Source organism: Erwinia sp. HDF1-3R (genome assembly GCF_039621855.1).
Taxonomy (GTDB): Bacteria; Pseudomonadota; Gammaproteobacteria; order Enterobacterales; family Enterobacteriaceae; genus Erwinia.
In genome coordinates, this window is the sequence record NZ_CP155071.1 from 2,779,410 (window position 1) to 2,791,507 (window position 12,098).

The 12,098-nt window shown below is 52.5% G+C and carries 11 protein-coding genes; 1 reads left to right on the top strand and 10 read right to left on the bottom strand.

The window, feature by feature from the left end:
- Nucleotides 1-10: 10 nt before the first annotated feature.
- The 10 genes from cheA to AAGR22_RS12775 form a co-directional block, all read right to left on the bottom strand.
- On the bottom strand, nucleotides 11-2,005 hold the full coding sequence (gene cheA, locus AAGR22_RS12730; RefSeq protein ID WP_345831593.1) for a chemotaxis protein CheA: 1,995 nt from the start codon (nucleotides 2,003-2,005) through the stop codon (nucleotides 11-13).
- A 10-nt stretch (nucleotides 2,006-2,015) separates the two neighbouring features.
- Complete coding sequence (motB, locus tag AAGR22_RS12735) at nucleotides 2,016-3,056, bottom strand: flagellar motor protein MotB (RefSeq protein WP_067701052.1); 1,041 nt, start codon at nucleotides 3,054-3,056, stop codon at nucleotides 2,016-2,018.
- Nucleotides 3,053-3,940: a flagellar motor stator protein MotA gene (motA, locus tag AAGR22_RS12740; protein WP_067701049.1), complete on the bottom strand. Its 888-nt coding sequence runs from the start codon at nucleotides 3,938-3,940 to the stop codon at nucleotides 3,053-3,055. The genes motB and motA overlap by 4 nt, the downstream gene beginning before the upstream one ends.
- A gap of 133 nt (nucleotides 3,941-4,073) precedes the next feature.
- Complete coding sequence (flhC, locus tag AAGR22_RS12745; RefSeq protein ID WP_067701046.1) at nucleotides 4,074-4,652, bottom strand: flagellar transcriptional regulator FlhC; 579 nt, start codon at nucleotides 4,650-4,652, stop codon at nucleotides 4,074-4,076.
- Nucleotides 4,652-5,005, bottom strand: coding sequence for a flagellar transcriptional regulator FlhD (gene flhD, locus AAGR22_RS12750; protein ID WP_067701043.1), 354 nt, complete (start codon nucleotides 5,003-5,005; stop codon nucleotides 4,652-4,654). The genes flhC and flhD overlap by 1 nt, the downstream gene beginning before the upstream one ends.
- Before the next feature lie 932 nt (nucleotides 5,006-5,937).
- On the bottom strand, nucleotides 5,938-7,362 hold the full coding sequence (otsA, locus tag AAGR22_RS12755) for an alpha,alpha-trehalose-phosphate synthase (protein ID WP_067701040.1): 1,425 nt from the start codon (nucleotides 7,360-7,362) through the stop codon (nucleotides 5,938-5,940).
- Nucleotides 7,363-7,393: 31 nt separating this feature from the next.
- Nucleotides 7,394-8,146, bottom strand: coding sequence for a trehalose-phosphatase (gene otsB, locus AAGR22_RS12760; RefSeq protein ID WP_345827863.1), 753 nt, complete (start codon nucleotides 8,144-8,146; stop codon nucleotides 7,394-7,396).
- Between the two features lie 607 nt (nucleotides 8,147-8,753).
- Nucleotides 8,754-9,935 (bottom strand): HD-GYP domain-containing protein, encoded by a 1,182-nt coding sequence (locus AAGR22_RS12765; RefSeq protein ID WP_345827865.1) that lies wholly within the window; start codon nucleotides 9,933-9,935, stop codon nucleotides 8,754-8,756.
- 135 nt (nucleotides 9,936-10,070) lie between these two features.
- Nucleotides 10,071-10,670 carry a hypothetical protein gene (locus AAGR22_RS12770; RefSeq protein ID WP_345827867.1) on the bottom strand — a complete coding sequence of 200 codons (600 nt, stop codon included), beginning with the start codon at nucleotides 10,668-10,670 and terminating at the stop codon, nucleotides 10,071-10,073.
- Between the two features lie 9 nt (nucleotides 10,671-10,679).
- Nucleotides 10,680-10,967, bottom strand: coding sequence for a hypothetical protein (locus AAGR22_RS12775; protein WP_082804065.1), 288 nt, complete (start codon nucleotides 10,965-10,967; stop codon nucleotides 10,680-10,682).
- A gap of 710 nt (nucleotides 10,968-11,677) precedes the next feature.
- Between AAGR22_RS12775 and umuD the strand changes: the two genes are divergently transcribed.
- Nucleotides 11,678-12,097 (top strand): translesion error-prone DNA polymerase V autoproteolytic subunit, encoded by a 420-nt coding sequence (gene umuD, locus AAGR22_RS12780; protein WP_067701025.1) that lies wholly within the window; start codon nucleotides 11,678-11,680, stop codon nucleotides 12,095-12,097.
- Nucleotide 12,098: the final 1 nt, after the last annotated feature.

The following is a 12,098-nucleotide window of genomic DNA, read 5'->3' on the forward strand; positions in this document are numbered from 1 at the left end:
TAGGTTAACGTCAGGCTGCGGCTCCCGCCACGCGCTTTTCACGGTTGAGAGACTGCAGTGCCGAAACGTCGACAATCAGCGCCACGCTGCCATCACCGAGGATGGTCGCCGCCGAGATCCCGGGCACTTTGCGATAGTTGCTTTCGAGGTTTTTGACTACCACCTGGTGCTGACCAATAAGCTGATCGACCAGCAGCGCATAGCGTTTTCCGGCGCTTTGCAGGATAACCACGATGCCCTGCGTCGCTTCGGTTTTCGCGCCCTGCACTTCAAACACGTTCCACAGCTCAACCATCGGCAGGTATTCACCACGCACTTCCAGTACGCGTTCGCCACCGGCCAGCGGATGCAGGTCGTCCGCCAGCGGCTGAAGTGATTCCATCACCGCGTTAAGCGGCAGAATAAAGACTTCGTTTGCCACGCGAACGGACATGCCGTCGAGAATGGCCAGGGTTAACGGCAGCAGAATGCGAATGGTGGTGCCTTTACCCTGCTTAGAGGCGATTTCAACGTGTCCACCCATCTCCTGGATATTACGTTTCACCACGTCCATGCCGACGCCGCGTCCGGAGACGTCAGTCACCTGTTCAGCGGTTGAGAAGCCCGGCGCAAAAATCAGCATGCCGACCTCTTCATCACTCATCGCCTCACTGACCGGCAGGCCCGATGAGAGCGCTTTAGCCAGAATACGTTCGCGATTCAGACCGGCACCATCGTCGTTCACTTCGATACAGATATTGCCGCCCTGATGCTCAGCGGAGAGCGTCAGTTTACCGACGGGATTTTTGCCCGCTGCCAGGCGTTTGTCCGGCGACTCAATCCCGTGATCCAGGCTGTTACGCACCAGATGGGTCAGGGGATCGATAATGCGTTCAATCAGGCTTTTATCCAGTTCGGTTGAGCTTCCCTGAAGGATCAGCTCCACTTCTTTTCCGAGCTTGCTGGCCAGATCGCGTACCAGACGCGGGAAGCGGCTGAAAACGTATTCCATCGGCATCATGCGGATCGACATTACCGATTCCTGCAGATCGCGGGCGTTACGTTCCAGCTGCCCCATGCTGTTCAACAGATCGCCGTGCGCAACCGGGTCCAGTTCGCCCGAGCGCTGCGCCAGCATCGACTGGGTGATCACCAGTTCGCCGACCAGGTTAATCAGTTGATCAACTTTTTCAACCGCAACGCGGATGCTGGTCGATTCGCTGGCCTTGGCGGCACCGGGCTTTTTCACGCTTTCAGGCTTGAGGGCGGGCGCTGCCTCGCTGACCACAGGCGGAGCCACTTCCGGCTTAGCTTCCACCTGCTCCACGACGACGGCAATGGCCGGTGTCGCAGTTGGCCCGGCGGCGGCCGCGTCGATAAAGTTGATCTGTGACTCTTCAATAACGAAGCAGAGTACGGCCCGGATATCATCCGGATCGACCGTCGCATCCAGAGTGGCTTCCAGCGAGTTTTCGCCTTTAACTACGTCTGAGACGGTGCACAGATTGCTTAGCTCTTCCAGCATCAGCGGCACTTCACCCGGCTTCAGGTTACTCAGTACCAGACGCTGACCCGCGGCGCTAACCGCAGGCTCAGCCGCCGTGACGGCGAGCGTTTTCGGCGCTGGGATCACTTCACCCTTTGCTTCCAGCGCCAGCTGACGCAGCGCCTGACAAATGTATTCAAACGTCGCGGCATTGGGTTCCGTGGCGGTTTTATAGGCATCCAACTGTTCCTGCATAATATCTTTAGTTTCCAAAAACAGGTTGATGATATCGGTGCTCAGCTGCATTTCGCCGCGCCGCGCACCGTCGAGAATGTTTTCCAGAATGTGCGTCGTTTCCTGCAGTACGGTGAACCCAAAGGTTCCCGCCCCGCCTTTAATCGAGTGCGCCGCCCGGAAGATAGCGTTAAGCTGCTCCGAATCGGGTTCCTGCGGATCCAGCACCAGCAGGTGTTGTTCCATATCGGCCAGTAACTCATCGGCCTCATCAAAAAATGTCTGGTAAAAATCGCTGATATCCATGCTCACGGTATCACCTCTGCTGTGAGTCGCGATCGGTCTGGGCCGCTGGCGCAGGTACCGCCGGGGCTAACGCCGCGTGGGTTACGTTGCTACCCGCAGGCTCAGCCGGTGAGGGTTGAGGGTCGGGTTTTTGGCCGGCGGCCATAGGAGAGGCCGGTGCCGCTAACTGTTTTAAACTGGCTGGATCGCTGTCGCTGACCTGCACCGCGTCACTTTCCGCATTTTCTTTCTCAATCTGCACTTCGGTGTCGTGGTTCAACACCACCAGACTGATTCGACGATTTACCGCATCATCCGCGCCGCGGTTCTTTAACTTCATGGTGTCGGCCATGCCGATGACGCGAATCATCTTCCCGCTGGCCAGACCGCCAATAATCAGCTCACGTCGCGAGGCATTAGCGCGATCGGCCGACAGTTCCCAGTTGCTGTAGCCCCGGTCACCGCCCGCATACTGAAAATCATCCGTATGCCCCGCCAGGCTGATCCTGTTTGGCAGGTCGTTCAGGACCGGCGCTATCCCGCGTAATATGTCGCGCATATAAGGCTCAACTTCCGCACTGCCGGTTTTAAACATCGGACGGTTTTCACTGTCGATAATCTGGATACGCAGCCCCTCTTCAACCAAATTAATAATCAAATGGGGACGCAGCGTGCGCAGCTTAGGATCGGCCTCAATCAGCTGATCCAGCCTCTCGCGCAGGCGGTTAAGACGGATCTCTTCCAGCTTGCGTTTTTGCGCATCCATATCGACCACCTTATGCACCTCACCCTGTTTCTGAGTGGGGTCATCGCCCCCACCCGGGATGGGACTCTCGCTGTCGCTGCTGCGCGCGCCGCCGGTCAGCGCCACCTTCAGGGGCGTTTTAAAGTAATCGGCAATTTTCACCAATTCCTGAGGGTTGGAGATCGAAATTAGCCACATCACCATAAAAAAGGCCATCATTGCGGTCATAAAGTCAGCGTAAGCAATCTTCCATGAGCCGTGTCCGCCCTCATGTTTCTTATGCTTTTTGCGCTTAACCAGCACAATGGGGTGATTGTTATGCTTCATGCGTCCTCGTCGGATGTCTGTTTCGCTGGTGATTTCGCGTTACGAACGTGCTCCTCCAGCTCGGTGAACGACGGGCGATCGGTGGAGTAGAGCGTTTTACGACCAAATTCAACGGCAATCTGCGGTGCATAACCGTTCAGGCTGGAGAGCATCGTGACCTTGATGCACTGCATCATCTTGGTGGTTTCCGCGCACTTTTGCCGCAGTACGCCCGCCAGCGGAGAGATAAATCCGTAGGCCAGCAAAATGCCGAGGAAGGTTCCGACCATCGCGTGGGCTATCAGGGCACCCAGCTCTGCCGCCGGGCGATCCGCTGAAGCCAGCGTATGCACCACGCCCATTACCGCCGCCACGATGCCAAACGCGGGCAGTGAATCACCCACGGTCTGAAAGGCCATTGCGGGCACTTCGCACTCGCTTTCGTAGGTTTCTATCTCTTCGTCCATCAGCGCTTCAATTTCAAAGGCATTCATATTGCCGCTGACCATCAGGCGCAAATAGTCGGTAATAAAGTCCACTAATCTTTTATCGGCAAGAATGCGTGGGTAATTAGAAAAAATTTCACTTTCCTGAGGGTTTTCAATATCGCGTTCAAGCGAAAGCATCCCCTGCTGGCGGGATTTCGCCATCAGGCGATAAAGCAGCGCCATCAAATCCATATAAACAGCTTTATTATATTTTGACCCGCGCATTAATAAGGGCATGGCCTTGAGGGTCGCTTTTATCGCTTTACCGTTATTCCCTACGATAAACGCGCCAATCCCTGCCCCACCGATAATTAACAGTTCAGAAGGCTGATAAAGCGCGCCGAGGTGGCCGCCGACCATCGCGAAGCCACCCAACACTGACCCCAGTACCAGAATGTACCCTAAAATAATTAACACAATAAATCCTTACGTCTGCCGACGCGTGGGTGAAAGATGAATCAGCGTGTAAAGACGCGTTATCGCGGCACGGGGCAAAAAAAAAGCAGCGGTTATTAACCGCTGCTGGATTCATTCCACCTGTCGAGCCCGATTAAACGGCTTGTTTAATCTGTTCATCCAGCAGTTGTGAAATGTTATCGGCAGGTTCTGCGATAAGTTTACGTCTTTTTACCGCACGGGACGGCGGCTGGCACAGGCTGCAAACGAAGCTGCCAACGGGCTGGTGCGCATGGTTAATAAAGCTACCGCCGCAGCATTTGCAGTCAGACAGTTCGAGCATGCCGCTCTCAACAAACCGGACCAGGGTCCAGGCGCGGGTCAGCGCCAACAGCGGGCCTTCGTCCTGTTGCGGACACTGTTCGAGATAGAGACGGTAGGCTTTAATCACCGCGTCTACGCCCTGGCTCTGCCCGCTTTTGAGTAAAAACTGCCAGGCGTTACAGAACATGGAAGAGTGGATGTTCTGTTCCCAGGTCATAAACCAGTCGGTAGAGAACGGCAGCATGCCTTTTGGCGGCGGGCTGCCACGCAGCTCTTTATAAAGCTTTATTAATCGACCGCGGCTAAGCTGTGTTTCACTTTCTAACATTTGCAGGCGCGCACCCAGCGAAATGAGTTCCATCGCCAGCTGAATATCGCGCGCTTCCTGTACAATACTTTTTTCGCTCATTAGCTCGCTCTCTTTTTCGGCGTTGCTTCTTCTTTGGTCGTCACACTGCGTAATAAACGACTGGATAACAAAATGCCGGTATGGATTTGCTGTAAATCATCCACGCGAGACGCCTGCGTTAAGCGTTTAATCGTATTGTCATCGTTAAAACGGAATTGACAGATCAGCTGATTAGTTTCGGCAAGTTTTACCATCTCTGGCAGCGTTAATTGCGCGAGCGTATCAGCCATCGCCTCATCAATACCAAGACGAAACATTGCAGAAGCTTTTTCCTGATTTATAAGGCGCTGAGCAAGTAATAAATATGACAGATTAATATCGTAAATATGTTTGAGTAATTCTGATGTACCCATTTTTTTTCCATCCTGACTAACACGACTTAAACGTTTGCGGGTTATGCCGCTACCTTGTTTGCTGCTTGGTAAATCTAAAAATGGCAAAAAACTAGTGGCAGAAGCCAAACGTTTGCGAAGCTGTTAGCCGCACTAAAGGCTGCTAAACAGAAAGTAGTCATTACTCATTTTGCCAGTTGCTGCTCCGTCGTTTTCGCTCTCTTCCCTGGCGCAATCCCTTGTCTGTTTCACACATCTTTTAAGACAATTCCGAAAACAAGGCAACTCTATCCGCTCTTATTTCGACATACAATGTGAGCCACCTCAAATTTTAGATAAAGTGTGACGTAGATCACACTTTATCGGAAATTTCTTGCCCGAGACCCTTTAGTAGCGCTTTTCATTAGTGCACTAAGTAACCATTTTCTACCCTTTTTGTTAAAATTTAACATTTAATGATCATTTTCAAATGAAAATGACTCTCTTTACGCGTATAAATCGGCGAAAAGGCGTGATGCAGATCATGATTAGAATAAAGTGCTGGGTGTTGATTATTTTGCAGAGTTTAATGCTTAATTTAACCCTGTTGACATGATGTTAGATTAATCACTCAGAGTGACTGTTCAGTATGAGTTGCAGTGCAGAAGTGTGATCTTACGCAGGTTCTTTTTATGAAGTGAAAGTCTTTTGTAAGCCGCGCCAGGCTTGTGTTTGGGGTACGAAAATAGATGTAACTGATGGTTACATTAGAAAGGTGAATGTTTGGAGGCTTTTTTCAGGATACGGGTTAAGTATCGGCGGCGGTGAGGATTTCTTTAGTAAAAACGGTTTTTTTTTGCTTTTTTTCTAATAAATGGTCCTTATTGCACACTTTATGTACGTGTATTTTGCCGGACAGGCGTAAAAAAAGGGCGATCTGCGATCGCCCTTTAAAAGAAGTGGCACGGCTTATGCTAGGTGTGGGAGGTCGCGGTCTGCGTATCCTTCTTCCCGGCGGCCGGACGGGCAGGAACGGCCTGCAAATCCTTCAGATAGGTTTTACGCCAGTGGGTGATGTCGTTTTTGCGCAGCACGGCCATCATATCGTTATAGCGGGTGATACGTTCCTCCAGCGGCATCGTCAGCGCCTGGTTGAGCGCGGCGGCCACCTCATCACGATCGTAAGGATTGACGATTAACGCCGATGTCAGCTCATTGGCTGCGCCGGCGAAGCGCGACAGCACCAGTACGCCCGGATCTTCAGGGTCCTGCGCGGCAACATACTCTTTCGCCACCAGGTTCATCCCGTCACGCAGCGGCGTGACCAGGCCGATGTCGGTCAGACGGAATATTTTCATCAGCAGGCGACGGTCGAAGTGCTGATTGAGGTAATAGAGCGGCGTCCACCCCAGGGTGCCGTAATGGCCGTTGATGCGCCCTGCTTCGGTCTCCAGCTGGTGACGGATATCCTGATAGGCCTGTACGTCACCGCGCGACGTTGGCGCAATCTGTGAATAGCGGATCTGGCCCCGGTGCTCGGGATAGTGTTCCAGCAGCGCCTCATAAGCGAGAAAACGCTCCGGCAGCCCTTTTGAATAATCCAGACGTTCGCAGGCAATAATATTCTTCGCATCCCCCAGATCCCGCTTCATTGCGGCCATTTTCGGCGGGAGCGGGCCTTCCGCCATCTCTTTAATACTGTCTGGCTCAATGCCGATAGGATAAACCTCAGTGGCAAAGCTACGGCCCAATGCCCGATGCTGTTTGCCGTCGCTCTCTACCTGCGTCATCAGCGACAGGCACTCTACAAAGGCCATGCGATCGCTCTCGGTCTGGAAACCCAGCAGATCGTATTCGCTCATCATCTCCAGCAGCTCGTTATGTGGCGGCAGGGCGTTGAAGATTTCGGGGGTTGGGAAAGGAATATGCAGGAAAAAGCCAATACGGTTGGTCACGCCCAGCTTGCGTAACGCGGCGGCAAACGGCAGCAGATGATAATCATGGATCCACAATACATCATCAGGCTGTAGCAGCGGCAGCAGGCGCTTTGCCAGCAGGGTATTGACGCTACAGTATCCGTCCCAGGCTTCACGCTGGAAATTCACTAAATCGAGACGGTAGTGGAAGGCGGGCCAGATAACGGCGTTCGAGAACTGCAAATAATAGAGATCGTAATCGTTCTGATTCAGTCCAAAAGAGGCGTAGGTCACGCTGTCCTGCTCGAACAGCTCCATTTCCTCGTCATCTTCACCGATCTCATTGATGTTACCGTTCCAGCCAAACCACAGTCCACCGGTGGTTTTCAGGGCATCCATAATGCCGACGGTCAAACCGCCCGCGCTGGTTTTGGAACCATCAGGTACAGCAATGCGGTTAGATACGACTACTAAGCGACTCATAACCTTAACTCCTTACCGACGTTGTTTCGTCTTAATCTAATTGTAATTGTATGTTTTCAAGCCAGTGATAAACGGCATTCACGTCCGGCAGCCGATAGCCTGCCTGCGTGTCGCCCTCACCCACTTTTATTGCGATGCCATCCCTGACATTGACCGCTTCAAATCCTGCCTCATCGGTCAGATCGTCACCTAAAAATACGGGCGTTCGCCCGGCAAACGGCGGTTGCTGCATAAAGGCGGCAACCGCGGCGCCCTTATTCACGCCCTTTGGTTTTAACTCCACCACGCATTTACCAGGCTGTAGCGCCAGCATGGGGAAACGTTCGGTCATTGCCTGCGCCAGGGCCATGATTCCCTGCTGATAGTGCTCCGCGCCACGATAGTGCAGCGCGAAGGCCATCCCTTTCGCTTCAAGGTGCGTCCCCGGCATATCGGCTATGGCATCGTTCAGCCGCGTTGCCAGGTCGCTGGCAACCTCCTGCGGCAGCGACAGACGCTCAACGTTGTCGCGGGCATCGCGGCGTTCAGCGCCGTGGACGCCAGCAAGGGGAAAATGGAGCGGCGCGGCCAGCGCATCCAGCTCGCTAATGGGGCGGCCTGAAACCAGCGCAACGGCCCCTTCACAGGATGCGGAAAGACGTTTCAGGCTGGCAATTACGGATTGGGGAATAAACGCGTCATCCGGGCGGGGCTGAATGGCGGCAAGCGTACCGTCAACGTCGAAAAAGAAAGCATAGCGGCCCTCTTTATTCAGGGGCGGTACCTCATCATTCTGGGTGTTCACACGACTCCTCCTGCTTAAAATAGTTGTGATGTTGCGTCTGGCCCTGGCCCATGGCGTCAGGCCTGTTCGACGCTGGCGCCGTGACGGGCTTTTCTCGTCCGGTCACGTGGGTCATTAAAGCGGGGCTGCAATGCGGGAGGCAGACCTGACGGGAAAGTCGCGGTCGCCAGAGTAAGGCGGGGGAGAAAGGCGTCCGTTTAAATTTCATCCTCTTTCTTAAACATTTTCTTTCTGTCATCTGGCTGCACCCTGGGTGCAACATGCCCGTTCCCGCTGCACTATGCGCAACATCGTTAGTTTTCAGTATAGTCACTGATCCCGTCTCTGCCAGACCGACTGGCGCTTATAAGCCCTTTTCTGATCTTCAGACTGTCAAAAAAAGCGTAATAAAGACATAGGATAAAGGCGAATTATGCCGGGAAGCGGTCGGGGAGAAAGCGCAGGTAATGTGCAGGTATAAATGGGCATAACAAAGGGTATTAAGCGCCGCAGGAAATTAAGGGAAAACCGCAGGAAGTTACGCGAAAAAGATGCCGTCGGGACAAAAGCGGTGAAGGCAGGGGCGTGAAAAAGTGAGTGGGCAAACTGGCCGCCTTTATTTATTACGTCAGGAGGCCAGCGGCACCATCCACAATGCGTTAAGGTTAATACCGCTCCAGGTGGCAGACTCTTCCAGTCCGGCTATGCTGTCCCAGCAGTAGCGGCTGCCCAGATCGACGATTTCCGGCTTTATCGGCTGGCGGGTGATCAGCGAAAAGAATACGCAGACCTTAGGTTGCAGCAGCGATTTCTCTCCCGGCTCGGCGATCACCGCAATGCGCCCGGACGCCAGCCTGACCACCGAGCCAGGGGGATAGATCCCCACCGCCTTAACAAAAGCGTGAAATATCTGGCGGTCAAAGTGGCCTTCCCAACTCGCCATCTGGTGCATCGCCGCCGCCGGGTTCCAGCCTGCCTTATAGGGGCGGTCCGAGGTAACCGCATCATAGACGTCGCAGACGGCGGCCATGCGGGCCAGCAGAGAGATCCCCTCACCTTTCAGACCATGGGGGTAGCCTTCGCCGTTGATCCTCTCATGATGATGCAGGGCGACGTCCAGCACCTCAGTGTCACCGTTGCTTTTTCGCAGCAGCGACTCTCCGATCGCCGGATGTAGCTTCATCAGCTCAAATTCGTCGTCGGTCAGCTTGCCCGGCTTATTGAGGATCTCCAGCGGAATGCCGGCTTTACCGACGTCGTGCAGCAGTCCGGCCGTGCCCGCCTGACGCACCTGTCGTTCATCCAGCTGCAGCTGACGCGCCAGCGAAACCATCAGCGCACACACTGCCACCGAATGCAGATAGGTATAGTCATCGTGCGTCTTCAACCGTACCACGCTCAGGAGAGCGGCCGGATGGCGGCTGATCGATCCGCCGATTTCATCCACCAGCGGCAGCGTGCTGTCGGTCCTGATGGTTTTCCCCATCCGGGCATTACTGAACATATCCATTATCTGCCCTCTGGCCATCAGACAGATAGCCTGCGCCTGCGCCACTTCGCTGTGCATACTGGCCTTAACGGGTGCTGCCTGATCGATAACGGCCTCTGTCGATGGCGCGACGTCAGGCGCACGGCCTTTATCCAGATCGATCCAGACTTCTTTAATGCCGTTCTCAACAATAATCTGAATTTGCTGTTCGGTGGTAAGCAGCATATCGTTGCGTACCAGCGGGTGTTTCAGCCAGAAGACTTCCAGTTTGTGCACGTACATCCCGATGCGTAATGCTTCTATCCCGATTCGACTTATCATCGCGCCCTCTGCCTGCTCCCCCATTCAGTACAGATATCGGCATCGTCCGAAAAACCTTCACCGCGTAAAATGATGTTGGTGCGCATTTACTAAAAATTTACGCTTCGGGCTTGCTATTGAAAGGCCTGTCCCCCTTTACTTTTCGGGGGGGATCCCGGGCGATACCCCGTAAAAATCGTTAAGCAAAATGACCTTATCAAGATATTCACCCAAGCATAACAACGACTTATTGTTAATTCTTTTTATCCCCGCCTTTTTTATCGCGTTTAATTTGTAGTGTGAGATGGTTTTCACGGAGATATTCAGCGTCCTGCCGATATCTCCGGGCGTTTCACCGTGAAGCAGCAGGCAGGTGATAATACGTTCAGGCAGGGATAGCGGGCAAATGGGCGGTACGCTGCGATTAAGATGCCTGATTATTTCCTTAGCCATCGCCTCTCCGCTTAACTTCCTGGAAACCAACATACTGAAACGGGTGCTATGTTTTATACTTTCCTGATAAGCGTCGATAAATACCGCGCAGGTTTTCCTGGCGGAATAACTCTGTAGAATTCTCTCCATTTTCTCACGCTTATTGGAATCAATGATTATTGCACGGGGACGATCTTTTTCGTTTGGCTGCGCAATACTTTCTTCCTCAGGATCCGGCACGTAGGGTTCATACCCCATCAAAGAAAGATGGACAGCCAGACCCAGCGTAAAATAGGCATCCTCAGAATATATACAGATTCTCATCGTTTTTTCTCAGGGTAAATATCCGTCAGACGCTTTCTTTTCAATATAAAAATAGAAGGGCTTAATCATCTCGCGCTTCAAACAGTGGCCCTTAACTTCAAACGTCTCAACGCGCATGATAAAGTCGTGCTCAACGCCCAGCGTGGCCAGCCGCAGCTTCAGCGCCTGCATAACCTGCCATAGCCGCTGGCTGGATGATTTGAGGCCGTGCAGATCCCAGACGTTATACATAATCTGCTCGTTCGTCACAATTTTCCCATTGGCATTTTCCAACAAAAAGAGGAATAGCCTCATCATCGTTTCCCTCAGAATATAACAGCGTATCTTCCTGCTTTTTGAGTCAAAATTACTTAACCTTCTCTGGGCTATTTCAAGCTGAACATTGCTCCCAATATAATATCCAACCAGCACTCTTTCCATAAACTGCCATCCTTTTTAGTAAATTGAATTACGCTACCCAGATGAACCACCTGCAACAGGGTATCTTATGTTACAGAAAGCGGTAAAAAACCAGTACCGCTTGAGCATGACAATAAACCATCAAACTATATGGCAGATTACTCCAGAAAAATAAGCATATTATTCCATGAGTGACGTCTTTCCCGTCCTTTATTAAAAGATTAATGATAATGAAGAGCACGTTTTCCGACATAATCTATAAGTAAAGTCATAAATATATTACTTTGTTTTTCCTGGTTAAGCAGAATTAAACTCTGTTGGCGGTGCGGGGTGAGAAAAACCCGCCGCTCACGTCAGCTATCCACATAATACATCCCCTGCCTGAAACCTCAGATTGTTAAGCATCACTTCATTAGCCTCGTTATCGGTTTATCACTTATCCGTCAGCGTTATCGATTATCCACTGCCGGTTCACCCTGGGGGTAATTTACGCCAGGCTAAATTCCCTGCCTGTTCAAGCGCTTTCATAAATCTTCCGGAAAGCGTCTTGATTGTGGCGCGCTTTTACAGATACTGTATATAAATACAGTTAACCCGGAAACACCATCATGCAGTTCATTTCGCCCGGAGACATTAGCAGCACCCTGCTTCTACCGCTCTTTACTGAGCGCGTACCCTGCGGCTTTCCCAGCCCGGCCCAGGACTATGTTGAAGACCGGCTCGATCTCAACAAGCTGGCGATTAAACATCCCAGCGCCACCTATTTTGTTAAAGTCAGCGGCGACTCCATGCGCGGCGCGGGCATTGGCGATGGCGACCTTCTGATTGTCGACCGCTCACTGACCGCCGAACACGGCGACATTGTGGTCGCGGCGGTTGATGGCGAATTTACCGTCAAAGAGCTGCGTACCCGCCCCTTTCTGCAACTCATGCCGCATAACAGCCTCTACACGCCGATTGTATTTCACAGCGAAGAGGAGCTGGAGATCTTCGGCGTGGTGACCTTTACCCTGAAAGCGCATAAGTAAC